General features: G+C 72.6%; 22 protein-coding genes and 1 pseudogene. 8 read left to right on the top strand and 15 right to left on the bottom strand.

The genetic code is table 11. The features are described from left to right. The first annotated feature begins 4 nt into the window (after positions 1-4). Complete coding sequence (locus J2X68_RS35165) at positions 5-367, top strand: four-helix bundle copper-binding protein (RefSeq protein WP_310436662.1); 363 nt, start codon at positions 5-7, stop codon at positions 365-367. A 72-nt stretch (positions 368-439) separates the two neighbouring features. Here J2X68_RS35165 and J2X68_RS35160 read toward each other — a convergent pair whose 3' ends face one another. Further along, on the bottom strand, positions 440-1,720 hold the full coding sequence (locus J2X68_RS35160) for an LCP family protein (protein WP_310436661.1): 1,281 nt from the start codon (positions 1,718-1,720) through the stop codon (positions 440-442). Positions 1,721-1,840: 120 nt separating this feature from the next. On the opposite strand from J2X68_RS35160, the gene J2X68_RS35155 reads away from it, so the two are divergent. After that, positions 1,841-2,401 (top strand): acyl-CoA thioesterase, encoded by a 561-nt coding sequence (locus J2X68_RS35155; protein ID WP_310436660.1) that lies wholly within the window; start codon positions 1,841-1,843, stop codon positions 2,399-2,401. A gap of 153 nt (positions 2,402-2,554) precedes the next feature. On the opposite strand, the gene J2X68_RS35150 is transcribed toward J2X68_RS35155, so the two are convergent. Continuing rightward, positions 2,555-3,712: an acyl-CoA dehydrogenase family protein gene (locus J2X68_RS35150; protein WP_310436659.1), complete on the bottom strand. Its 1,158-nt coding sequence runs from the start codon at positions 3,710-3,712 to the stop codon at positions 2,555-2,557. Between the two features lie 202 nt (positions 3,713-3,914). Here J2X68_RS35150 and J2X68_RS35145 point away from each other — a divergent pair, with 202 nt between their 5' ends. Continuing rightward, positions 3,915-5,258 carry a UDP-glucose/GDP-mannose dehydrogenase family protein gene (locus tag J2X68_RS35145; protein ID WP_310436658.1) on the top strand — a complete coding sequence of 448 codons (1,344 nt, stop codon included), beginning with the start codon at positions 3,915-3,917 and terminating at the stop codon, positions 5,256-5,258. A 217-nt stretch (positions 5,259-5,475) separates the two neighbouring features. Here the strand turns inward: J2X68_RS35145 and J2X68_RS35140 are convergent, their stop codons facing one another. Continuing rightward, positions 5,476-5,994: a CGNR zinc finger domain-containing protein gene (locus J2X68_RS35140; protein ID WP_310436657.1), complete on the bottom strand. Its 519-nt coding sequence runs from the start codon at positions 5,992-5,994 to the stop codon at positions 5,476-5,478. Positions 5,995-6,115: 121 nt separating this feature from the next. On the opposite strand from J2X68_RS35140, the gene J2X68_RS35135 reads away from it, so the two are divergent. Further along, positions 6,116-6,475, top strand: coding sequence for a VOC family protein (locus tag J2X68_RS35135; RefSeq protein WP_310436656.1), 360 nt, complete (start codon positions 6,116-6,118; stop codon positions 6,473-6,475). A gap of 122 nt (positions 6,476-6,597) precedes the next feature. Next, a complete protein-coding gene (locus tag J2X68_RS35130; protein ID WP_310436687.1) occupies positions 6,598-6,996 on the top strand; it encodes a VOC family protein in 399 nt (132 codons plus the stop codon). A gap of 18 nt (positions 6,997-7,014) precedes the next feature. On the opposite strand, the gene J2X68_RS35125 is transcribed toward J2X68_RS35130, so the two are convergent. Next, positions 7,015-8,220, bottom strand: a complete 1,206-nt coding sequence (locus tag J2X68_RS35125) for a dipeptidase (RefSeq protein ID WP_310436655.1) — start codon at positions 8,218-8,220, stop codon at positions 7,015-7,017. A gap of 112 nt (positions 8,221-8,332) precedes the next feature. Beyond that, positions 8,333-8,659 carry a MerR family transcriptional regulator gene (locus tag J2X68_RS35120; RefSeq protein ID WP_399041600.1) on the bottom strand — a complete coding sequence of 109 codons (327 nt, stop codon included), beginning with the start codon at positions 8,657-8,659 and terminating at the stop codon, positions 8,333-8,335. Here J2X68_RS35120 and J2X68_RS35115 point away from each other — a divergent pair. Further along, a pseudogene (locus tag J2X68_RS35115) lies at positions 8,603-8,827 on the top strand (alkene reductase); the annotation flags it as partial. The gene J2X68_RS35120 and the pseudogene J2X68_RS35115 sit on opposite strands and share 57 nt — an antisense overlap. Here the strand turns inward: J2X68_RS35115 and J2X68_RS35110 are convergent. From J2X68_RS35110 to J2X68_RS35100, 3 genes are read right to left on the bottom strand one after another with little or no spacing between them, the layout of a single operon-like run. Then, complete coding sequence (locus J2X68_RS35110; protein WP_310436654.1) at positions 8,776-9,954, bottom strand: dipeptidase; 1,179 nt, start codon at positions 9,952-9,954, stop codon at positions 8,776-8,778. The pseudogene J2X68_RS35115 and the gene J2X68_RS35110 overlap by 52 nt on opposite strands. Positions 9,955-9,959: 5 nt before the next feature. Further along, a complete protein-coding gene (purE, locus tag J2X68_RS35105; RefSeq protein ID WP_310436653.1) occupies positions 9,960-10,499 on the bottom strand; it encodes a 5-(carboxyamino)imidazole ribonucleotide mutase in 540 nt (179 codons plus the stop codon). Continuing rightward, positions 10,496-11,647, bottom strand: a complete 1,152-nt coding sequence (locus J2X68_RS35100; RefSeq protein ID WP_310436652.1) for a 5-(carboxyamino)imidazole ribonucleotide synthase — start codon at positions 11,645-11,647, stop codon at positions 10,496-10,498. Before J2X68_RS35100 ends, purE begins: the two co-directional genes overlap by 4 nt. Positions 11,648-11,845: 198 nt before the next feature. Here J2X68_RS35100 and J2X68_RS35095 point away from each other — a divergent pair, with 198 nt between their 5' ends. Beyond that, the gene (locus J2X68_RS35095) at positions 11,846-12,361 is read left to right on the top strand and encodes a GtrA family protein (protein WP_310436651.1); all 516 of its coding nucleotides are present in this window, start codon (positions 11,846-11,848) and stop codon (positions 12,359-12,361) included. A gap of 139 nt (positions 12,362-12,500) precedes the next feature. On the opposite strand, the gene J2X68_RS35090 is transcribed toward J2X68_RS35095, so the two are convergent. Together J2X68_RS35090 and J2X68_RS35085 are read right to left on the bottom strand one after the other, a co-directional pair. Then, positions 12,501-13,775: an ATP-binding protein gene (locus J2X68_RS35090; RefSeq protein ID WP_310436650.1), complete on the bottom strand. Its 1,275-nt coding sequence runs from the start codon at positions 13,773-13,775 to the stop codon at positions 12,501-12,503. 134 nt (positions 13,776-13,909) lie between these two features. After that, positions 13,910-14,587, bottom strand: a complete 678-nt coding sequence (locus tag J2X68_RS35085; RefSeq protein WP_020128522.1) for a response regulator transcription factor — start codon at positions 14,585-14,587, stop codon at positions 13,910-13,912. 527 nt (positions 14,588-15,114) lie between these two features. Between J2X68_RS35085 and J2X68_RS35080 the strand changes: the two genes are divergently transcribed. Beyond that, a complete protein-coding gene (locus tag J2X68_RS35080; RefSeq protein ID WP_310436649.1) occupies positions 15,115-16,611 on the top strand; it encodes an oligopeptide:H+ symporter in 1,497 nt (498 codons plus the stop codon). Between the two features lie 78 nt (positions 16,612-16,689). On the opposite strand, the gene J2X68_RS35075 is transcribed toward J2X68_RS35080, so the two are convergent. The 5 genes from J2X68_RS35075 to J2X68_RS35055 all read right to left on the bottom strand — a co-directional run bounded on the left by J2X68_RS35075 (position 16,690) and on the right by J2X68_RS35055 (position 21,805). Continuing rightward, complete coding sequence (locus J2X68_RS35075; RefSeq protein ID WP_310436686.1) at positions 16,690-17,949, bottom strand: hypothetical protein; 1,260 nt, start codon at positions 17,947-17,949, stop codon at positions 16,690-16,692. 68 nt (positions 17,950-18,017) lie between these two features. Continuing rightward, entirely contained in the window at positions 18,018-19,115 is a 1,098-nt protein-coding gene (locus J2X68_RS35070; protein ID WP_310436648.1) for a hypothetical protein, read from the bottom strand. Beyond that, positions 19,112-19,954, bottom strand: a complete 843-nt coding sequence (locus tag J2X68_RS35065) for a hypothetical protein (protein ID WP_310436647.1) — start codon at positions 19,952-19,954, stop codon at positions 19,112-19,114. Before J2X68_RS35065 ends, J2X68_RS35070 begins: the two co-directional genes overlap by 4 nt. A 31-nt stretch (positions 19,955-19,985) precedes the next feature. Then, the gene (locus tag J2X68_RS35060; protein WP_310436646.1) at positions 19,986-20,705 is read right to left on the bottom strand and encodes an LPXTG cell wall anchor domain-containing protein; all 720 of its coding nucleotides are present in this window, start codon (positions 20,703-20,705) and stop codon (positions 19,986-19,988) included. Between the two features lie 551 nt (positions 20,706-21,256). Beyond that, positions 21,257-21,805 (bottom strand): ATP-binding protein, encoded by a 549-nt coding sequence (locus J2X68_RS35055; protein ID WP_310436645.1) that lies wholly within the window; start codon positions 21,803-21,805, stop codon positions 21,257-21,259. Positions 21,806-21,988: the final 183 nt, after the last annotated feature.

Genomic DNA, 21,988 nt, shown 5'->3' with positions numbered 1-21,988 from the left:
AGCCATGACCCAGCCCGGAACCATGACCACCATGAGCAAGGAGATGCAGGACTGCGTCGAGGCGTGCATGTCCTGCCACAGCATGTGCGAGGAGACCATGAGCTCCTGCATGCAGAGGGGCGGCCAGGCCCAGATGCAGATCATGCGCGCGCTCATGGACTGCTCCGAGACGACCCGCATGTGCGCCGACATGATGATGCGGCGCTCGCCCATGTCGGCCGAGATGTGCGCCATGTGCGCCAAGGCCTGCGACATGTGCGCCGAGGCGTGTATGGCCATGCCGGACGATCCGCAGATGATGCGCTGCGCCGAGTCCTGTCGCCGCTGCGCCGAGATGTGCCGCACGATGGCGGGCGCCACCATGTGAACGCCCCGGACGAACTCAGGGGCACCCTGTACGGGGTGCCCCTGGTGATGGTGATGCGGCCGCGCGACCGGCTCAGTTGCCGGAAACGGTGACCTTCTCGTCGTTCTTCAGCTGGCTGACCAGGGTCTTCACCTTCGCCTTGTCCCAGACGAGGTTGCCGCCGGTGGAACCGGAGATCGGCATGTTCATCGACTTGCCGTCACCGCTGTTGACGCCCTTCATCGCGAAGAACATCGACCCCAGGTCGTACAGGCCCATGTCCTTGTCGACGATCAGGGTGTCCAGGCCCGCGCTCAGGGTCGGGTAGAGCTTGAACGGGTTGAGGACCGTGCCCGGGGTGGCCACCTGGTTGGCCAGGGCCGCGAGGAACTTCTGCTGGTTCTTCGTACGGTCCAGGTCGGAGCCCGCGAGCGCGTACCGGGTGCGGACGAACGCGAGGGCCTCCTCGCCGTTCAGGGTCTGCTTGCCCTTCTTGAAGTCGGCGCCCGACTTGGTGTCCTTGATGTCCTGCGGGATGTCGATCTCGACGCCGCCCACCGAGTCCACGATGTTCGCGAAGCCGGCGAAGCCGATCTCCACGTAGTGGTCGATGCGCAGACCGGTGTTGAACTCGACCGTGCGCACCAGCAGCTCGGGGCCGTCCTCGGCGTACGCCGCGTTCAGCTTCACGTGCCGGCCGGTGCCCTTGTAGGTCTTGCCGGACTCGGAGCCGACGAACGTCGGGATCTCCACGTCGGAGTCGCGCGGGAGCGAGATCAGCGTGTCGCCGTTGGAGCCGGTGTGCAGGATCATCATCGAGTCCGTGCGCTTGCCCTCGGCGGACCCGGTGTGCAGTTCCTTCTTCTCCTCGGCGGACATGCCCTCACGGCTGTCGGAGCCGACGATCAGGTAGTTCGTGCCCTCGCCCGCCTCGGGCCGGTCGATGACCTTCGACAGGTCGACCTCGCGGTTCAGCTTGCCGTCGGCCCAGAAGTAGGTGCCCACGGAGGTGACGACCAGCACGGTCAGCACGGTGATCGCCGTCCACTTGATGCGCCGGCGCCAGTTCGGCGCGGGACGCGGGGCGCGGGTGCCGTAGGCCCCCGGACCGCCGGGGTCGCCCCCGCCCCCGTAGACCTCGCCCGAGCTGTAGCCGCTGTCGTACCCGGTGTTCTGGGCGTTCGTGTAGTCGCCGTATCCCTGGCCGTTGACGTACGACGGCTGCTGCGGGACGCCGGCGCCCTGCGGCGGCGCGGCCGGGCCGCGGCGGACCTGCCGCATGACACGCGGGCTCTCGGGCTGCGCGTTGGCGCTGCCGCCGCCGTACCGGTTGCCGCGGTCGCTGTCGGACCATCCCTCGGGCCAATCGTTCATGCGGACCAGTGTGCAGGGCAGGGCTGTGTGCCTTACAAGGGCCGTCGGAGAATCAGGGCCCCGCTGTTGCCAAGCTGACACAAAGTCCCGGCTTGTCCCCGTCGGCATAAGGTGGAGGACATGACAGACCAGGTCACCGCGGCGGACTCGGGCAGCACCCCGGACATCCCGGGCAAGCCCACATCCGCGTCCCGCACCACCCTCAGCCACATCATGACCCACAACGACACCAATCTGCTGGGCACGGTGCACGGCGGTGTGATCATGAAACTCGTGGACGACGCGGCGGGCGCGGTGGCCGGACGGCACTCGGGCGGGCCCGCCGTCACCGCGTCCATGGACGAGATGGTGTTCCTGGAGCCGGTCCGCGTCGGCGACCTCGTCCATGTGAAGGCCCAGGTCAACTGGACCGGCCGGACGTCGATGGAGGTCGGGGTCCGGGTCCTGGCCGAGCGCTGGAACGAGTCGACTCCGCCCACCCAGGTCGGCTCGGCCTATCTGGTCTTCGCCGCCGTCGACGCCGACGGCAAGCCGCGCGTGGTCCCCCCGGTCCTCCCGGAGACGGAACGCGACAAGCGGCGGTACCAGGAGGCCCAGATCCGCCGCACCCACCGGCTGGCCCGGCGCCGGGCCATCAGGGAACTGCGCGAGCGCCGCGTCGCCGAGGGGCTCCAGGACTGAGCGGGCGGGCGCCCGGGCACGGGAGACCCGCCCCCGGCCCGCCGGGCGCCCTCCGCCACCACGCGGAACGGGCCTCCGCCGGCCGCGGGCCGGGAACGGCGGAGGACGCCCCTGTCCCCACGGGCGCCCTCCACGTGTCGGCTCAGCGACGGGTCACGGCAGGTTCCTCGCCATGACGATGCGCTGCACCTGGTTGGTGCCCTCGTAGATCTGCGTGATCTTCGCGTCGCGCATCATCCGCTCCACCGGGTAGTCCCGCGTGTAGCCGTAGCCGCCGAGGAGCTGCACCGCGTCCGTGGTGACCTCCATCGCCACGTCCGAGGCGAAGCACTTCGCGGCCGCGCCCTGGAAGGTGAGGTCGGCGTCCAGCCGCTCGGACTTGGCCGCCGCCGCGTACGTCAGCTGACGGGCGGCCTCGATCTTCATGGCCATGTCGGCGAGCATGAACTGGATGCCCTGGAAGTCGGCGATCGCCTTGCCGAACTGCTTGCGCTCCTGGACGTAGCCCTTGGCGTAGTCGAAGGCGCCCTGGGCGACACCCAGCGCCTGCGCGGCGATGGTGATGCGGGTGTGGTCCAGGGTCTTCATCGCGGTGAGGAAGCCCGTGCCCTCCTCGCCGATCATGCGGTCGGCCGGGATCCGGACGTTGTCGAAGTAGACCTCGCGGGTCGGGGACCCCTTGATGCCCAGCTTCTTCTCCGGGGCGCCGAAGGAGACTCCCTCGTCGGACTTCTCCACGACGAAGGCCGAGATGCCCTTCGAGCGCTTCGTGGGATCCGTCACGGCCATCACCGTGTAGTACTCGGAGACGCCCGCGTTGGTGATCCAGCGCTTCACGCCGTTCAGGATCCAGTGGTCGCCGTCCCGGACCGCCTTCGTCTTCATCCCGGCCGCGTCCGAGCCCGCGTCCGGCTCGGAGAGGGCGTACGAGAACATCGCGTCGCCCTTGGCGAGCGGCGTCAGGTACTTCTTCTTCAGGTCCTCGGAGCCCGAGAGGATCACCGGCAGGGAGCCCAGCTTGTTCACCGCGGGGATCAGCGAGGAGGACACACAGGCCCGCGCGACCTCCTCGATCACGATCACCGTGGCGAGGGCGTCCGCACCCGCGCCGCCGTACGACTCGGGGACGTGCACCGCGTGCAGGTCGCTCGCCACCAGCGCGTCCAGCGCCTCCTGCGGGAAGCGGGCCTCCTCGTCCACCGCGGCGGCGAACGGCGCGATCTTCGCCTCGGACAGCGAGCGGATGGCGTCGCGGAGCATGTCGTGCTCCTCGGACGGGCGGTACAGGTCGAAGTCAGCCGATCCGGCCAAGGTGTCTCACGCTCCAAAAACGCTACGTTCACCGACGCTAATTACCGTTAAGTAACTCAAATTTTAGGGGGCCGCCGACCCGAGTGATACGTGAGTTTGGCGACAAGGATGCGCCTTCACCTGACAACTGCCCGGTGAGGGGAGCCGGCACGCCCCGACTATGCTCGGGCGCGCAGCGACGACATCCCCACCTGGAGCATTCATGGCCCTCAAGATCACCGTGATCGGCACCGGCTATCTCGGCGCCACGCACGCCGCGGCCATGGCCGAGCTGGGATTCGAGGTGCTCGCTCTCGATGTCGTGCGCGAGAAGATCGAGATGCTGGAACGCGGCGAGACCCCCATGTACGAGCCGGGGCTCGAGGAGCTGCTGCGCCGGCACGTCCCCGGGTTCGAGGGGTCCAGCGGACGGCTGCGCTTCACCCAGGACTGGGCCGAGGTGGGGGCCTTCGGCGACGTCCACTTCGTGTGCGTGAACACCCCGCAGAAGCACGGTGAGTACGCGTGCGACATGTCGTACGTCGAGTCCGCCATCGGCTCCCTCGCGCCGCATCTGGCGCGGCCCGCGCTGGTCGTCGGCAAGTCCACCGTGCCGGTGGGCTCCGCCGACCGGCTGGCCCGCACGATCGCCGAGCTGGCGCCCGCCGGCGCGGACGCCGAGCTCGCCTGGAACCCGGAGTTCCTGCGCGAGGGCTTCGCGGTCCAGGACACCCTGCACCCGGACCGGATCGTCGTCGGGGTGCGCAGCGAGCGGGCCGAGGCGCTGCTGCGGCAGGTGTACGAGACGCCGATCGGCGAGGGCTCGCCGTTCGTCGTCACCGACTTCCCCACCGCCGAGCTGGTGAAGACCTCCGCGAACTCCTTCCTCGCCACCAAGATCTCCTTCATCAACGCCATGGCGGAGGTGTGCGAGGCCGCGGACGGCGACGTCGCCAAGCTCGCCGAGGCCATCGGCTACGACGACCGGATCGGGAAGAAGTTCCTGCGGGCGGGGATCGGCTTCGGCGGCGGCTGTCTGCCGAAGGACATCCGGGCCTTCATGGCCCGGGCCGGCGAGCTCGGGGCCGACCAGGCGCTGACCTTCCTGCGCGAGATCGACTCCATCAACATGCGCCAGCGCGGCCAGATGGTCGAGCTGGCTCGGCAGGCGCTGGGCGGCGGCTCCTTCCTGGGCAAGCGGGTCGCCGTGCTAGGCGCCACCTTCAAGCCCGACTCGGACGACGTACGGGACTCGCCCGCCCTCAATGTCGCCGGTCAGATACACCTCCAGGGCGGACAGGTCACGGTGTACGACCCGAAGGGCATGGCCAACGCCCGCCGGGTCTTTCCGACGCTCGCGTACGCGGACTCGGCCCTGGAGGCCGTCCGGGGCGCCGACGCCGTACTGCACCTCACCGAGTGGCAGGAGTTCCGCGAGCTCGACCCGGCGCAGCTCGGGGAGGTCGCGACGACCCGGCTGGTCCTCGACGGACGCAACGCGCTCGACCCGGTCCTGTGGCGCAAGGCCGGATGGACGTACCGGGCGATGGGCCGCCCGACCGCGTAGCCGCCCGGCCGCCCGGCCGCGCCCGCCCGGCCACGTGGCCGCCCGGCCGCGTAGCCGCCGGGCCTCGTGGCTGGACGCCCGCGGGCACGGCCGCCGGCCGGCACGGGCGGGGCGCGGGCACAGGCAGACAGGGCGACGCCGGTTCGGCCGAGGCTCAGTCGGCCGAACCGGCGCCTTGCTGCATTCTGCACCACCGGCCTGTGCCGCGGCCGGTGAACTACTTCGCCCGGTACCGGCGCATCTTGGCGCGCGCCCCGCACACCTGCATCGAGCACCAGCGGCCCCGGCCCGCCGGGCTGCGGTCGTAGTACGCCCAGTGGCAGGTGACGGCCTCGCAGGCCTTCAGCCGGGTCCAGGTGCCAGCGATCAGCGCCTGAGCCACGGCGTCGGCCGTACGGGAGAGCAGCGAGGCCGGTCCGGCTGCGGCCAGGCGGGCCGAGCCGTCCCGCTCGTCGACCGTCACCAGCAGGGGCGCCGCCGCCAGCAGCTCGCCCAGCGGGGTCACCTCGCGGTGCGGCGGATGGCCCGCGTGGGCCAGCAGAGCCGCGCGCAGGGACTCCCGCAGCTCACGGACGCGCGCCAGCTCCTCAGCGGCGTCCCCGGTGTCCTCCGGCAGCCCGAGTCGCGCCCGGCCCTCGGCCGTGTCCAGCGCGTCCGCGCCCGACTCGAGGTCCAGCGTGTTCACCAGGGCCTCGACCAGGGCCAGGCTGCCGGGCGCCGCCGATCGGTCATTCATGCTTGCGACGTTACCGCCCATGGGGGAGCATGCAGTAACCGTTACCTGTTGCCCGCATCTGGGGGTAACCCATGGCCGGCTCGGGCCGTCCCGCCCGCCGGCCCGACCGCTGGAGGAAGTCATGGCTCTCGCCGAGCTGGGTGTCGTCGTTGTGGACTGTCCCGATCCGGGCGCGCTGGCCGGTTTCTACGCCGAGGTGCTGGGCGGCACCGTCGAGGGCGAGGGGGACTGGGTCGACCTGAAGCTGCCCGGCGGCCAGGCGCTGGCCTTCCAGGCCGCCGCCGGGTTCGTACCGCCCGCGTGGCCCGCGCCCGAGCACTCGCAGCAGTTCCATCTGGACCTGACCGTGGGCGACCTGGACGCGGCCGAGCGGGGCGTGCTGGCGCTCGGCGCGAAGCCGCTGGACGCGGAGGACCGCTCGCGCGCCTGGCGTGTGTACGCCGATCCGGCGGGGCACCCGTTCTGCCTGTGCGCCTGCTGAGGCGGCGGACGGCCGATCCCCGTCCCGCCGCCCCTGCCCGCACGACGGCGGCCCGGGCCCGCTCCACCGCCGTCGCCCGCACGACCGCCGACGTCCGTACCGCGCTCGAACCAGGAGGTTCCATGCCGCCCGTCGCCCGCTTCCGTTCCGTCGTCCTCGACTGTCCCGACCCGCGCGCGCTCGCCGACTTCTACGCGGCGGTCCTGGGCGGCACGCCCGAGGCCGAGGACGGCGAGGACGACTGGGTCGTCCTGTACGTGCCCGGCGGTCCCCGGATCGCGTTCCAGCAGGTGGAGGGGTACACCCCGCCGGAGTGGCCGCGCGCCGACCGCAATCCGCAGCAGTTCCACCTCGATCTCGACGGCGGCGCCACCTGGGCGGAGATCGACGCGGCCCACGAGCGGGTGCTGGCGCTGGGCGCGCGGCCGCTGGATCTGGAGGACCGGGAGAAGAAGGACTTCCAGGTGTACGCCGATCCGGCGGGGCATCCGTTCTGCCTGTGCCGCATCGAGCGCCCGTAGCGGCCCGGCCCGGGCGCCCTAGCCGTCCAGCTCGGCGATCCTGACCGTCGACGGTTCCCTGCGGTCCTGGGCCGCTCGGGCCGCGAAATCGGCGGTGCGCAGCACGCGCTGGACGTTGCCCCAGGTCAGCAGGGCGATATCGGCCTCCGGCCAGCCCCGGCGGAGCAGCTCGGCGATCAGGTGCGGATAGCCGGAGGCGTCGGCGAGGCCCTGCGGGTGGGCGGCGCCGGAGTCGTAGAGGCCGGACAGGCCCACGCAGGCCGGGCCGGCGATCGCGCGGACGTGGTCGAGGTGGTCGGCCACGTCCCGCAGGCCGGGTCCGGTCTGCTCGGCGGTCAGCGGCACCAGGCAGAGGCCCCTCGCCTCCCCCAGGCCGGCGAGCAGGTCGTCGGACAGGTTGGCGGGGTGGGGGCGCAGCGCGCGGGCGGCGGAGCGGGTGCACAGGACCGGCGTCTTGGAGAGGGCGAGGACGCGGCCCACGGTGGCGTCGGAGGCGCCGGAGAGGTCGGCGAGCACCCCGAGCCGGTTCATCTCACGCACGACCTCCTCGCCGAACCGGGTCAGCCCCGCCTCGCCCGCCCAGGAGGTCCCGGTGAGGGTGAGGACGCGCAGGCCGAGAGAGCGCAGCATGCGCAGGACAGCCAGGGAGTCGTCGAGGGCGGCGGCGGTGGCCGGCCCCAGGACCACGGCGACGCGGCCGCAGTTGCGTGCGTCGATGACCTGTCCGGCGCTGTGGGCGAGCCGCAGCCCTTCGGGGTGCGCGGCGATCACCGACCGGACGAGGTCCAGCTGCTCCAGGGTGGCGCCGACGGGCCGGCCGGCGGCGAGGCCCTCGGGCAGGTGCAGCGACCACAGCAGCGCGCCGACGTTGCCGCGGCGCAGCCGGGGCACGTCGGTGTCGACGGCGCTCTCGCCGAGCTGGAGGTCGTACCAGGGCAGGTGCCGCAGGGCCGACGGCAGCCCGCTGTAGCCGTCGGCGACGGGGTGCGCGGCGAGCAGGGCGCGGGCGCGCTCCAGCGGGGTGCTCTCGGGCTCCGGGCCGTCGTGGCCGTCGTCCCGGCCGTCGCCCCGGCCGTCCTCGGCGGTCCCGGCTGCCCGGCCGTCCTCGGCGGCGGCCTTCTCCGTCCTGAGCGGCGCGTACGGGCCGGACGCGGCCGCCCGCACCTCGCCGTCGAGCTCACCGACCTCGGGCAGGGTGCGCGGCTCGTCATGGAGGTCGGCCATGGCGGTCTCCGTACGTCGATCAGCAGTACGGTCACCGTCGCACGGCGGACGGCCGGCTTCCTGGTGGACGGGGCGTTCGGGGGACGGGGCGTCCGGGGGCCGGACGCCCCGGTCAGGCGCCCTCCGCCACCTGGATCACCTCGTCCAGGGTCTCCCGGGAGCGGACCAGGTCGGCGATCGTACGGTCGATGCGGTCGCGTTCGGCCGTGAGGTCGGCCCCCAGCCGCGGGGTGGCGACGGCGGAGGGGCCCCCGTCCGCGTCCCGCATGCACGGCAGCAGCTGGGCGATCTTGGCGCTGTGCAGCCCGGCGGCGAACAGCTCCTCGATGAGCACGACCCGCTCGACGGCCCGCTCCGGGTAGTCCCGGTGGCCGCCGGGCGTGCGGTCGGCGCTCAGCAGCTGATCGCCCTGGGGCGGCCGTTCCTGGCCAACCCCGATCTGGTGGACCGGCTGCGCCTCGGGGCGCCGCTGAACCCCCTGCGGGACCGGTACCTGATGTACGTGGGCGGGGCGGTCGGCTACACCGACTGCCCCGCCCTGGCCGACGGGCCGGTTCAGCCGTCCAGCGACTCGATCGTCGCGTGGGACGGCGGCCGGGTCGCCTGAAGGCCGCGGGCCACGTCCTCCGCCGCGCCGAGGACGCGGACCGCGTTCTGCCAGGTCAGCTTGGCGAGGTCCGGCCGGGACCAGCCGCGGTCGAGCAGCTCCGCGATCAGGTTGGGGTAGCCGGAGACGTCGTCGAGGCCGTCGGGGGTGAAGGCGGTGCCGTCGTAGTCGCCGCCGATGCCGAGGTGGTCGATGCCGGCGGCCTCGCGCATGTGGTCGAGGTGGTCGGCGACCGTGGCGACGGTGGCGACGGGGCGGGGATGCGTCTCCTCGAAGGCCCGGTGGACCTTCATCGCCTCGGCCGTGGTGTCGAGGTGGTGGAAGCCGTGCGCGCGCATGTTGTCGTCGGCGGCGGCCGTCCAGTCGACGGCCGCCTGGAGGACGAACTTCGGCACGAAGGTCACCATCGCCATGCCGCCGTTGGCGGGGAGGCGTTCCAGGACGTCGTCCGGGATGTTGCGGGGGTGGTCGCACACCGCCCGCGCCGAGGAGTGCGAGAAGATCACCGGCGCGGCCGTCGCGTCGAGCGCGTCCCGCATCGTCGTCGCCGCCACGTGCGAGAGGTCGACCAGCATGCCCTCGCGGTTCATCTCGCGCACGACCTCGCGGCCGAAGGCGGACAGGCCGCCGGCCTTGGGCTCGTCGGTCGCCGAGTCCGCCCAGTCCACGTTGTCGTTGTGGGTGAGCGTCATGTAGCGCACGCCGAGCGCGTACAGGCCGCGCAGGGTGCCGAGCGAGTTGGCGATGGAGTGACCGCCCTCCGCCCCCATGAGCGAGGCGATACGGCCCTGCGCGCGCGCCGTCTCCATGTCCGCGGCCGTCAGCGCGGCGCTCAGGTCACGCGGGTGGCGGGCGATGAGCCGCCGCACACAGTCGATCTGCTCCAGCGTCGCCGGGACCGCGTCGGGCAGGTCCGCGCGCACGTACACCGACCAGTACTGCGCGCCGACGCCGCCCGCGCGCAGCCGGGGGATGTCGGTGTGCAGGTGGGCGTGCTGGTGGCCGGCGATGTCGCGGGCGTCGAGGTCGTACCGGACCTGTTCGCGCAGCGCCCAGGGGAGGTCGTTGTGGCCGTCGACGACGGGGAACTCGCGCAGGAGCTCGCGGGCCGCGTCCAGTGAGGTCATCTCCGTCACTTTCCGAAACCGAAGCCGTTCGAACCCTCGACCTTGGCGCGCAGTCGCTTGCCCTTCTCGGTGGCCTGGTCGTTCAGCTCCTGCTGGAACTCGCGCATGCGGGCGAGCAGCTCCTCGTCCTGGGTGGCGAGGATGCGGGCGGCCAGCAGACCGGCGTTGCGGGCGCCGCCCACGGAGACCGTGGCGACGGGCACGCCGGCCGGCATCTGCACGATCGACAGCAGGCTGTCCATGCCGTCCAGGTATTTCAGGGGCACGGGGACGCCGATCACCGGCAGCGGGGTCACGGAGGCGAGCATGCCGGGGAGGTGGGCGGCGCCGCCGGCGCCCGCGATGATCACCTTGAGTCCGCGGCCGTCCGCCTGCTCGCCGTACGCGACCATCTCGCGCGGCATGCGGTGCGCGGAGACGACGTCGACCTCGTAGGCGATCTCGAACTCGTCGAGGGCCTGCGCGGCGGCCTCCATGACGGGCCAGTCGCTGTCCGACCCCATGACGATGCCGACAACAGGGCCCACAGGGCTCACAGCGCTCATTCGGTGATCGTGCCTCTCAGGTAACCGGCTGCGTGACGTGCGCGTTCGAGGACGTCGTCCAGGTCGTCGCCGTAGGTGTTGACGTGGCCGACCTTGCGGCCGGGCTTCACGTCCTTGCCGTACATGTGGATCTTCAGCTGGGGGTCGCGGGCCATGCAGTGCAGGTACGCGGAGTACATGTCCGGGTAGTCGCCGCCGAGGACGTTGACCATCACCGTCCACCCGGCGCGCGGGCGCGGGTCGCCGAGGGGGAGGTCGAGGACGGCGCGGACGTGGTTGGCGAACTGCGAGGTGATCGCGCCGTCCATCGACCAGTGGCCCGAGTTGTGCGGGCGCATCGCCAGTTCGTTGACCAGGACCCCGGGAGTCCCGTCGGCGTGGCGGATCTCGAAGAGCTCGACCGCGAGGTGGCCGACCACGTCGAGTTCCTTGGCGATGCGCAGGGCCAGCTCCTCGGCGCGCAGGGCGAGGGCCCCGTCCAGGCCGGGCGCGGGCGCGATCACGGTGTCGCAGACGCCGCCCACCTGCCGCGACTCGACGACCGGGTACGCGACGGCCTGGCCGTGCGGGGAGCGGACGACGTTCGCGGCGAGCTCGCGGACGTAGTCGACCTTCTCCTCCGCCAGGACGGGGACGCCCGCGCGGAAGGGATCCGCGGCCTCCTCGACCGAGTCGACCACCCACACGCCCTTGCCGTCGTAGCCGCCGCGGACGGTCTTGAGGACCACCGGGAAGCCGTCGCCCTCGGCGGCGAAGGCGGCGACGTCGGCCGGGTCGGTCACGATCCTGTGCCGGGGGCACGGGGCGCCGATGGCGTCGAGCCGCGCGCGCATCACCCCCTTGTCCTGGGCGTGCACCAGCGCGTCGGGGCCCGGGCGGACGGGAATGCCGTCCGCCTCCAGCGCCCTGAGGTGCTCGGTGGGTACGTGTTCGTGATCGAAGGTGATCACATCGCACCCGCGCGCGAACTCACGGAGCGTGTCGAGATCGCGATAGTCGCCGATGACGACATCGCTCACGACCTGCGCCGCGGAATCCTGTGGGGTGTCACTGAGGAGCTTGAACCTGATGCCGAGCGGGATGCCCGCCTCGTGTGTCATACGAGCGAGCTGACCCCCGCCGACCATGCCGACTACCGGGAACGTCACGACCCCAGAGTATCGGCCACGTCGGCGCGGCCGAATTCCGCGCCTCTTACCGGGGCCTTTCCCGTCTCATACCGACCGTTTCCGCGCTTCTGCCCCGCTGGTCACCGGCCCGTGAGCCCGACCACAGGAAACCGACAAGAGTGGTGGTTAGCATGGCTGGGTTGACGAAACCGAACCCGGACGGGGGCCTGTACGACCATGGCGCATGGTTCCTCGGGGCTGAGGAGGGTCGTCCGCGAGCTCGCCAAGTTCGGGGCCGTGGGCGGCGCGGGGCTGCTGGTCAACCTCGGAGTCTTCAATCTCGTCCGGCATCTCACCGACCTCCAGGTGGTGCGGGCGAGCGTCATAGCCACGGTCGTGGCGATCGCCTTCAACTACGTGGGGTTCCGCTACTTCACCTACCGTGACCGCGACAAGAGCGGCCGGACGAAGGAAATGACGCTGTTCCTGCTGTTCAGCGCGGTGGGCCTGGTCATCGAGAACGGCCTGCTGTTCGCGGCGACGTACGGCTTCGGCTGGGACAGCCCGCTCCAGAGCAACGTGTTCAAGTTCGTCGGCATCGGCATCGCGACGCTCTTCCGGTTCTGGTCGTACCGCACCTGGGTGTTCCGGGCGCTGCCGGTCCCGGAGACCGTGGTCGGCGCCGAGTCGTTCCTGACGGTGACCGAGCAGTCCCGGGGGCCCGAGCCCAGGGCCGGCCAGCGGGTCGGCTGACCTGCCGAGCCCCGGGCCGGCCGAGAAAGCGCCGCCCGGCGGCGACCGAGCGCCCCTGCCTTCCTGCCCGACCGCCGTCGGCTTCCCGCCCGTCGGCCCGCCCGACCGCCGTCGGCTTCCCGCCCGTCGGCCCGCCCGGCTACCTGACCGTCGGCCCGCCTTCCTCCGCGGCCCGCTTCTGCGGGGCCGTGCGGGACAGGAACAGCCCGAAGACCGGGGGCTGGGCCTGCAGCATCTCCAGCCGGCCGCCGTCCGCCTCCGCCAGGTCGCGGGCCACCGCCAGGCCGATGCCCGTCGAGTTGCGGCCGCTGATGGCCCGCTCGAAGATGCGGGCGCCCAGGTCGGCGGGGACGCCGGGCCCCTCGTCGGTGACCTCCACCACGGACTGGTTGCCGGTGACACGGGTGCGCAGCGCCACCGTGCCGCCGCCGTGCATGAGGGAGTTCTCGATCAGGGCGGCCAGCACCTGGGCCACCGCGCCGGGCGTGCCCACCGCCCGCAGATGGCGCTTTCCGGAGCTGACGATGGCCCGGCCCACCCCGCGGTAGGCGGGGCGCCACTCGGCGAGCTGCTGCTGGATGACCTCGTCGAGGTCGAAGGTGACCGCCGAGCCGGTGCGGGGGTCCCGGGCGTTCGTCAGGAGGCGTTCGACCACGTCCGTCAGGCGCTCCACCTGCGTCAGGGCGATCGTCGCCTCCTCCTTCACGGTCTCCGGGTCGTCGGTGAGGGTGATCTCCTCCAGGCGCATGGAGAGGGCCGTCAGCGGCGTGCGCAGCTGGTGTGAGGCGTCCGCGGCGAGGCGGCGCTCGGCGGTCAGCATGCGGGCGATGCGCTCGGCGGAGGCGTCCAGCACGTCGGCGACCCGGTCGAGCTCGGGCACGGCGTACCGCTTGTGCCGGGGCCGCGGGTCGCCCGAGCCCAGCCGCTCCGCGGTCTCGGCGAGGTCGGTCAGGGGGGAGGCGAGCCTGTTGGCCTGGCGGATGGCGAGCAGCACCGCCGCGATCACCGCGAGCAGCGCCACCAGGCCGATGATCAGCAGGGTGCGGCCGACCTCCCGGGTGACCGTGGAGCGCGGTTCCTGGACCAGGACGGTCTCGCCCTCCTCGCCCCGGGCCGTCGCCTTGATCACATCGCCCCGGGGCTCGGTGCCGACCCGGATGACCGTCCGGCCGGGGATCCGGATCTCGGCGTAGCGGTCCTGGGTGACCTGGTCGCGCAGTATCTCGGCGGTGACGTCCTCCGAGCCCACCAGCCGGCTGTCCACGATGCTGGCCAGCCGCAGCGCCTCGGAGTCCACCCGTTCCTGGGCGCTGTTGCTGATCGTGCGGGTCTCGACGATGACGAGGGACACCCCGAAGACGGCGATGACCACGAGCACCACGGCGAGGGTGGACTGGATGAGACGGCGACGCACGGTGCCCTCCGGACGGTGACTTCACAAGACCGGTGCGGGAAACCGGCTCAGGGGCGCGGGGAACTGCCCGGCCGACCCCGCCGACCCGCACCCGGCCACGCGACGCGCATGGCCGGGGCCGCCCGGCGGAGCGCTCAGCTCTTCTCGAAGCGGAACCCGACGCCCCGCACCGTGGCGATGTAGCGCGGGTTCGCCGCGTCGTCGCCGAGCTTCTTGCGCAGCCAGGAAATGTGCATGTCGAGGGTCTTGGTCGACGACCACCAGGTGGTGTCCCAGACCTCGCGCATCAGCTGGTCGCGGGTGACGACCCGGCCCGCGTCCCGGACGAGGACCCGCAGCAGGTCGAACTCCTTGGCCGTGAGCTGGAGTTCCTCCTCGCCCATCCAGGCGCGGTGCGACTCGACGTCGATGCGGACGCCGTGCGTGGCGGGCGGCTGCTGGGGCTCGGACGCGCCGCGCCGCAGCAGGGCCCGGACCCGGGCCAGCAGTTCGGCCAGCCGGAAGGGCTTGGTGACGTAGTCGTCGGCGCCCGCGTCCAGACCGACGACGGTGTCCACCTCGTCGGCGCGCGCGGTCAGGATGAGGATCGGGATGGCGTGGCCCTCCGAGCGCAGCCTCCGGGCCACCTCCAGACCGTCCATGCCGGGCAGCCCGAGGTCGAGCACGACCAGGTCGACGCCGCCCTGCATTCCGGCGTCGAGCGCGGTGGGGCCGTCCTCACGCACCTCGACCTCGTAACCTTCCCGGCGCAGGGCGCGGGCCAGCGGCTCCGAGATGGACGCGTCGTCCTCGGCGAGCAGTACACGGGTCATGAGCTGATGGTAGTCCGCGCCGGGCGGCGGCCGAAGTGTGATCGCCCGGCTGTTTCTTACTCACGGACATGCCGGACAGACGGCATGCCGGGCGGCCGGCCACCCCTCCGCCGATGTTGGTACGGACCTACGGTCGGGCGATGGCATCCTGGTGGAGACCTTCGAAACCTTGCTCGCGGTTCCTTGATCACCTGTGATCCGCGTCTCAAGTCCTTCCATATCAGGCATTGTGCTGCCGTATGGTGAGGTAACGCCTGTAGCACGCATGGACCTTCGGCGGTCGGCTCGACGCCGAGGGTCTCCTTCGTGTGCGGGCCGGTCCCCGCCGGCCTCCAAAGGAATGACCTGTGGCCGGGCCCCCGCATCGAGGGGGCGTGGATCCCGGTGGTCGCCGTCCGCCGCTCCGAGACCCGGAGCGGACTCCCCCGGGGCGTGGGGGTGGACGACGCGGCTCGCCGGTGCCGGCCGCCCCCCACCGGGCGCGCAAGGCTCCACTGCGGCGCGCGTCCCGAGCAGCAAGGAACGACATGGCGTCCAGCCTGACGAAGGACTCGGTCCGCCCGGGCACACCCGGCTCCGGGAAGACCTTCTTCGGCCACCCCCGCGGACTGGCCACTCTCTTCATGACCGAGATGTGGGAGCGTTTCTCCTACTACGGCATGAGGGCCCTGCTCCCGCTGTACCTGGTCGCCCCCGGCGGCCTGCACCTCAGCGCGGCGACCGCGACGGCGATCTACTCCGTCTATCTGTCGCTCGTGTACCTGCTCGCCCTGCCCGGCGGCTGGTTCGCGGACCGTGTGCTCGGCCCCCGCAAGACCGTCGCCGTCGCCGGCGCGATCATCATGCTCGGCCATCTGACCCTCGCGCTGCCGAACGCCGGCACCTTCTACGGCGGTCTCGGCCTGGTGGCCATCGGCTCCGGTCTGCTCAAGGCCAACATCTCGACGATGGTCGGCCACCTCTACGACGGGCCCGACGACCCGCGCCGCGACGGTGGCTTCACGCTCTTCTACATCGGCATCAACCTGGGCGCGTTCGCCGCGCCGCTGATCATCGGCACCATCGGTGAGAACGTCAACTGGCACCTGGGCTTCGCGCTGGCCGCGCTCGGCATGGGTCTGGGCCTCGCCCAGTTCCTGCTCGGCAGCCGCCACCTGAGCTCCCGTTCGGACGTGGTCCCCACGCCGCTGTCCGCGCAGGAGAAGGCGGCCACGCTGCGGAAGGCCGCGTTCTGGGCGGCCGTCGCGATCGTCTTCTACGCCGTCGTCGGCGTCTCCGGCGTCTACACGCTGAACTGGCTGCTGGTCCCGATCACCGTCGCCGGCCTGGTCATCCCGGTCCTCGTCATCGCCCGGATGAAGCGCGACAAGGAGCTGGACCGCGCCGAGCAGTCCAAGCTGACCGCGTACATCTGGTTCTTCGTCGCCGCGGCCGTGTTCTGGATGATCTACGACCAGGGCGGCTCGACGCTGTCCCTGTTCGCCGAGTCCTCGGCCAAGAACAGCGTCCTCGGCTGGGAGTTCCCGGTCTCCTGGTACCAGTCGGTCAACCCGGTCCTGATCATGGCCCTGGCCCCGCTCTTCGCCTGGGCCTGGCTGGCCCTGGCCCGGCACGGCAAGGAGCCGAGCACCGCGACGAAGTTCGCGATGGGCCTCGTCCTGGTCGGCGCGTCCTTCTTCCTCTTCCTGGCCCCGCTGGCGATCGCCGAGGGCGGTCACAAGGCGGCCGCGCTGTGGCTGGCGGCGATCTACTTCGTGCAGACCGTCGGCGAGCTGACCCTCTCCCCGGTCGGCCTGTCGGTCACCACGAAGATGGCTCCGGCGAAGTACGCCTCGCAGATGATGGGCGTCTGGTTCCTGGCCGTCACCGCCGGTGACGCCACGACCGGTCTGCTGTCCATCGCCGGCGTCGACCTCAACAAGACGGGGATAGTGGCCCTGGAGGCGGTGCTCGCCGTCATCGCCGGTGTGGCGGTGTGGATGTACCGCAAGAAGGTCAAGACCCTCATGGGCGACGTCCACTGACGTCCGCTCAGCCGCGTGCCGGAGGGCCGCCGTACCCGCGTGGGTACGGCGGCCCTCCGGCGTTCCGGCTCGCGCGGCTCAGTCCGCCCTTCTCCTGGGCATGAACGTGAAGACCGCGCCGCCCAGCAGGATCGCCGTGCCCGCCACCAGGCCCAGCGCCTTGAGGGCGCCGTGGTCGCCGGAGCCCGTCTCCGCGAGGCCGCCGCCGGTCGACGCGGACCCGCCCGAGGACGACGAGGAGCCGCCGCCGGACGCGCCGCTCGCCTGTTCCGCGGTGTCGAGGGTCAGCGAGACGGCCGTGCTGTCCGGGGTGCAGGTGGTGGTCGTCCCCATGGCCTCGATCGTGAGGACGCCCGGGGAGAGCGTGGACTCGCCGGTCGCGCCGGGCTTGTAGACGCCCGTGAGGTCAGGAATCTCGATCGGCTCGTTCTGCGGGATCGGCGCGGAGTTCAGCGGGCCCTCCACCTTGACCGAACCGGAGTCCGCGCCGCCCAGCACGATCTGCATGGTCGGCTTCACCTTGCCGGCCGGGATGTCGATCGGGCTGTCCATGACCGACTTCTTGAACTGCACGGTGAGGTCGTAACTCCCGCTGTTCTTCTTGGCGTTGATCTGGATCGGCGAGGTCGCCCTCTTCTCGCCGATCGGCGACTGGCACGTGTAGGGGATGTCGACGACCTTGCCGGTGAAGTCGGTGCCGCCGCTCGTCCCGGACGCCGACGGGGAGGTGCTCGGCGTGCCGGAGGCGCTCGCCGAGGGGGACTGGCTCGCGCTCTGCGAGGGGTCGGGGGACGTACTCGGCGAGGCCGAGCCCGAGCCGGTACCCGAACTCCCCTCCCCCGCCGTCACGGTGATGGTCGCCGCCGGCTGGACGGCCTCGGTCGGCGCGCACTTGGTGTCCGTGGACAGCGCGTTGACGACGTACGCGTCCGGGGTCAGCGTCACCTGTCCGGCCGCCGTCAGCTTCAGCGTGCCCTTCATGTCGGACAGCGTCATTGCGCCGCCCTTGGGGATCGCCGGGTTCTCGCGCGGCCCCTGCATCGCGATGTCGGCGGTCTGCGCCCCGGCCGCCTTGAGGGTGCCGGACGGCTGGACCGAGTTCGCGGGCAGGTCGATGATGTCGGGGTTCTTCGACGCGGCCTGGGTGAACTTCCAGACGACGTCGACGGTGTCGCCGACCTTCGCCGTCGCCGGTGCGGTGATCTCGACCTTGGTGGTGCCGTTGACGTCGGGCAGGCCGATGCCCGAGGGCGGAACGCACTTGGTGGCGTAGGCGACCTCGGCGGCCTGGGCCTGCCCGGCGCTCACGCCCAGCAGGACGGCCGCCCCGGTGAACAGGACGACGGCGCCCGCCGCCGCCGCTCGCTTGCGTGCGGGCGCACGGTCGGGTGATGCGGCTCTCTCACTCACGTGGATCCCTTCCTGCCGGGAGTCGTGGGAGTCGTGGGACTCGTCGGATGGTCGTCGTGCGGTGCGGAGAGCCGGCCCGCCGGGCCCGGACCGGTGTCCGGGGTGAACCACGGCAGGGTCGCGTTCGAGGTGGGGGGCGCGGGCCTCGGGGGCGCGATCGCCGTCCTGCGCCTGCGTCCGTGGCCCGGGGGGCGCGCGGGCCGCCGGGCGGCGCGGAGCGGGCGCACCCGGTCGACGACCGCCATCCCGACGCGGAAGACCGCCGTCGGCACCACCAGGCAGAGCAGGATCCAGAACAGGGTCACGCCCCAGGGGCGGCCCACCCCCCACGGCTGTTCGGCGAGCACCTTCCCGCCGTACTTCAGGGAGACGGTGTAGTCGCCGTGGGCTCCGGCGCCGAGCTCGACGGGCAGTTCGACCCGGGCCTTCTCGCCGGGCCGGAGCGTGCCGTGCCACTCCCGCTCGTCCCACTGCGGGGCGAACACCCCGTGGGCGGTGCCGACCTGGAAGACGGGGTTCTCCACGGCCGCGGTGCCCACGTTGCCGACGGTGAAGGCCAGGGTGCGGGAGGGCGGCGCGCCGAACCACGTCAGCAGGGAGCCGGAGCCGTCGAGCCGGGTGTCGGTGAGCACGGACAGGCGTCCGCCGGCCGTCTGCGCGGGAAGCGGTTCGACCGGGTGCCCGGCCACCTGGAACACCGCGTCGGCCTGCGCCTTCGCTCCGGTCGCGGTGGCCACGTGCACCACACAGGGGCACGGCGCCGGCGGCTCGGTCACCGGCAGCGCCCGGCTGAAACGGCCGTCGGCATCGGTGGTGACGGCGCGGCCGTCGGCGTTGGCGCAGGAGTTGGTGCCGCCGACCACGCCCCGGGCCGGTGTCGCCCGCCCGCAGATCAGCAGCATGAGCAGGGTGCGCGACGGCCAGCCGGTGCCGTTGACGGTGACCGAACCGCCCGTCCCGGCCTGCGCCGCCGAGAGGGTGACGGCCGGCTTGCCCTCCGCCGCGGCGGCCGGGCCGGCCGAGGGCGGGGCGAGCGGGAGCAGCGTCAGCAGCAGGGCGGGCAGCAGCGCCGCGATCCGGGGCGTGCCTCTCATGTCCGTCCTCCCCTCTCCATGGCCGCCGGGGTGGCCGCCGCCGTGGCCGTCGTCCGGCGGCGTCGCCGTACGGCCACCGCGGCCGCCGCGACCGACAGCGCGCCGGCCGCCGTGCCCGCCGCCGCGCCCCACGGCACGAACCGCGCCGACGCCCGCCCGGTGGCCCGCGCCGCGCCCGGCGCGGTCACCGTGAGACGGACGGTGACGGCGTCCAGGGCGGGGCGGTCCGGCCACGGCTCGTCCAGCGCGAGGCGGCGGCCCGGGGGCAGCCGGACCGGCAGGGTGCGCGGGGCGCGGTCCAGGACGGCGCCGAGGACGCCGTCCGCGTGCACGGCGAGCCGCGGGACCAGGGCCGTGGTGCCCCGGTTGACCAGCTCGTACGTGATGCGGTCGCCGCGCACGGCCACGTGCTCGACGGTCAGCGCGGCCAGCTCCGGACCGCCGACCCGGATCAGCACCCGGACGGCGGACTCACGGCCCGCCGCGTCCCGTACGAGCAAGTCACCGGCGCGGTCGCCGGGGGCCGCGTCCGCCGGGACCGTCACCGTGAAGGGCACCTCGGCGCGGGTGCGGGCGGGGATGCCGAGGGCCGGTTCGGCGAAGGCGACGCGGAGCCCGTCGCCGGTGGCCCGCAGCCGTACGGTGAGCGGCCGCGTGCCCCGGTTGGTCACGGCGAGCGTGTCCTGGAGCACCGCCCCCGGCGTGCCCTCCGCGTAGAAGGACGGCCGTCCCCCGCCGGAGGGCGCGACCGACCAGCCGCCGGGCGGGGCCGGGGTGGCCGCGAGCAGCAGCGGCAGCGACAGGGTCAGCAGCAGGGCACGGGCGGCGGCGTACGGCATCGGCGGCTCCAGCACTCGTACGGGGGGACGGTCAGCGGTGGACGCGTGCCGTCCGGCCCCGCCGGGTCAGCCACAGGGTGCCGGCCGCGCCCGCGAGCAGCACCGTGCCGCCGAGGGTGCCGAGGGCGATGGCGGAGTCCTCGGGGCCGGTCTGCGGGAGGCCGCCGCCGGAACCGCCGTCACTCGCCGTGCCACCGCTGGTACCGCCGCCGCTGCTGCCGCCGCTGGTGCCGCCGCCGCCCGACGCGGTCACGTCGAGGGTCAGCGCGGGGCCGGCGTTGTTGGTGGGCGTGCAGGTGGTGGTCGTACCGAGCGCCTTGATGGTGAGCACGCCGGGCGTGAAGGTGACCTTGCCGGTCTTCTTCGGCGTGTACGTGCCGCTCAGGTCGTTGATCTTGATGGGGGTGTTCTCCGGGATCGCGGCCTGGTTGGCGGGGCCGGTCACCTGGAGGGTGCCGCTGTCGGCGCCGCCCAGCCTGATCGTGGCACTCGGCTTCATGGAGCCCGCGCCGAGCTCGACGGGGCTGGAGGAGACGCCCTTCTGCCAGGACATGGTGATCTTGTAGCCGTCGCCGCTCCTGACACCCTTGATGTCGATGGGCGACACGGCGCTCTTGTCGCCGATGGGCGTCTTGCAGGCGTAGTTCACGTTCACGACCTGGGCCATGGCCGCGGGGGCGGCCATCCACACCGCCGAGCCGGCCAGGGCCGCGGCAGTCGCGAGCGCGGCGGTTCGTTTCCGGTTCGACACGGTCCCGTCCCCTCACTCCCACCGCCCCGCCCTTACTGACGAGGCATCAGATTGAGCCGTCAAGGTACGCCCGGGGCGATGAGGAGGGAAGAGAAGGTGCGCGCCGGAGTTGTGGCGATCCGGCGCGTGGGTTCAGGGGGTTTCGGGAACGGGAGGAACTCCGCGCCGCCGCGGCGCTCCGGGAACCGGGCGGCGGGAACGCGACCGTGCCGTCGGCGGCGGGCGCCGCCGCGGAACAGCCGGTCCGGCTCACCGCCCGTCCCCGGGAACCGGGTGAACGGGGCGGCCGGAAACGGTCCCTGGGGACGACCGACAGACCCCGGGCCCCTGTGCACGGCAGACCCCAGGCCCTGGAGACGACGGAGCTCAGCCATGAGGACGACAGGCCACGGGCCCTGGAGACCGCAGCCCCCGGACTCCAGGACGGCAGGCCCCGGACTCCAGGACGGCAGGCCCGGGCCGCGAGAACGGCAGCCCCCGGACCATGAAGACGCGGGACGTCCGCGGTCCCGGGGGCTGTCAGGCCGGGGCGGTCAGGCCGGCCGGGGCGGTCAGGCCGGGGCGCCCAGTTCCGCCCAGACCGTCTTGCCCGCGACGTCCGGGGTCCGTACGACGCCCCAGTCCAGGCAGAGACGCTGGACGATGAACATGCCGTGGCCGCCGGGGCGGCCCGCCCGGTGCGGGGTGCGGGGCGCCGGCTGGCCCGCGCCGCGGTCCGAGACCTCGACGCGGATCACCTTGTTGTCGCAGGTGAGGACCATCACGTCCGGCCCCTCGGCGTGCAGGCACGCGTTGGTGACCAGCTCGGAGACGACGAGCAGCACGTCCTCCGCGGCGGCCCGCCGGTCGGCGGTGGGCGCGGGCAGCCAGTCCCACGCGTAGAGCGCCTGGCGGGCGAAGTCGCGGGCGAGCGGGACGACCCCGCTGGCGCCGTCGAAGCTCAGCCGACGTACCTGGCGGCCGCCCGGCGACGCGGACGCCACGGTCGCCGCGCCCCCTGAGGACGCCTCGGCTCCCGATGCGGTGCCCGCGGACGCCACAGGTGCGTCGCCGGACTCCGGGCCGCGGTCGCCCGGCGAACAAGGCCGGGTGGTGCTCATCAGCGCTTCACCTCACCGATTCCCCGATTCACCGGTTCACAATTCACAAGTCGGATCACTGCAAGTCTGTCCATGGGCGGACGGCGTTCGCGTCGGCATCGCCGCCGACGTGTTCGGGTTCAGGATGTCTCCTGCCCGAGAGAACCGCCGGAACACCCCCGGTTCCCGTCCGTTCGCACCCGT

The organism is Streptomyces sp. 3330 (genome assembly GCF_031456635.1).
GTDB lineage: Bacteria > Actinomycetota > Actinomycetes > Streptomycetales > Streptomycetaceae > Streptomyces.
Note: the sequence above shows the minus strand (reverse complement) of the source record. Positions and strands in the feature narration are given on the sequence as shown.

Excerpts from the sequence above, each read along its gene's own strand:
- J2X68_RS35080 (WP_310436649.1), top strand. The coding sequence starts at position 15,115 with ATGGCGTCCAGCCTGACGAAGGACTCGGTCCGCCCGGGCACACCCGGC.
- J2X68_RS35065 (WP_310436647.1), bottom strand. The coding sequence starts at position 19,954 with ATGCCGTACGCCGCCGCCCGTGCCCTGCTGCTGACCCTGTCGCTGCCG.
- J2X68_RS35135 (WP_310436656.1), top strand. The coding sequence starts at position 6,116 with ATGGCTCTCGCCGAGCTGGGTGTCGTCGTTGTGGACTGTCCCGATCCG.
- J2X68_RS35095 (WP_310436651.1), top strand. The coding sequence starts at position 11,846 with ATGGCGCATGGTTCCTCGGGGCTGAGGAGGGTCGTCCGCGAGCTCGCC.
- J2X68_RS35055 (WP_310436645.1), bottom strand. The coding sequence starts at position 21,805 with ATGAGCACCACCCGGCCTTGTTCGCCGGGCGACCGCGGCCCGGAGTCC.
- J2X68_RS35145 (WP_310436658.1), top strand. The coding sequence starts at position 3,915 with ATGGCCCTCAAGATCACCGTGATCGGCACCGGCTATCTCGGCGCCACG.
- J2X68_RS35140 (WP_310436657.1), bottom strand. The coding sequence starts at position 5,994 with ATGAATGACCGATCGGCGGCGCCCGGCAGCCTGGCCCTGGTCGAGGCC.
- J2X68_RS35155 (WP_310436660.1), top strand. The coding sequence starts at position 1,841 with ATGACAGACCAGGTCACCGCGGCGGACTCGGGCAGCACCCCGGACATC.
- J2X68_RS35070 (WP_310436648.1), bottom strand. The coding sequence starts at position 19,115 with ATGAGAGGCACGCCCCGGATCGCGGCGCTGCTGCCCGCCCTGCTGCTG.
- J2X68_RS35085 (WP_020128522.1), bottom strand. The coding sequence starts at position 14,587 with ATGACCCGTGTACTGCTCGCCGAGGACGACGCGTCCATCTCGGAGCCG.
- J2X68_RS35165 (WP_310436662.1), top strand. The coding sequence starts at position 5 with ATGACCCAGCCCGGAACCATGACCACCATGAGCAAGGAGATGCAGGAC.
- J2X68_RS35130 (WP_310436687.1), top strand. The coding sequence starts at position 6,598 with ATGCCGCCCGTCGCCCGCTTCCGTTCCGTCGTCCTCGACTGTCCCGAC.
- J2X68_RS35125 (WP_310436655.1), bottom strand. The coding sequence starts at position 8,220 with ATGGCCGACCTCCATGACGAGCCGCGCACCCTGCCCGAGGTCGGTGAG.
- J2X68_RS35160 (WP_310436661.1), bottom strand. The coding sequence starts at position 1,720 with ATGAACGATTGGCCCGAGGGATGGTCCGACAGCGACCGCGGCAACCGG.
- purE (WP_310436653.1), bottom strand. The coding sequence starts at position 10,499 with ATGAGCGCTGTGAGCCCTGTGGGCCCTGTTGTCGGCATCGTCATGGGG.
- J2X68_RS35110 (WP_310436654.1), bottom strand. The coding sequence starts at position 9,954 with ATGACCTCACTGGACGCGGCCCGCGAGCTCCTGCGCGAGTTCCCCGTC.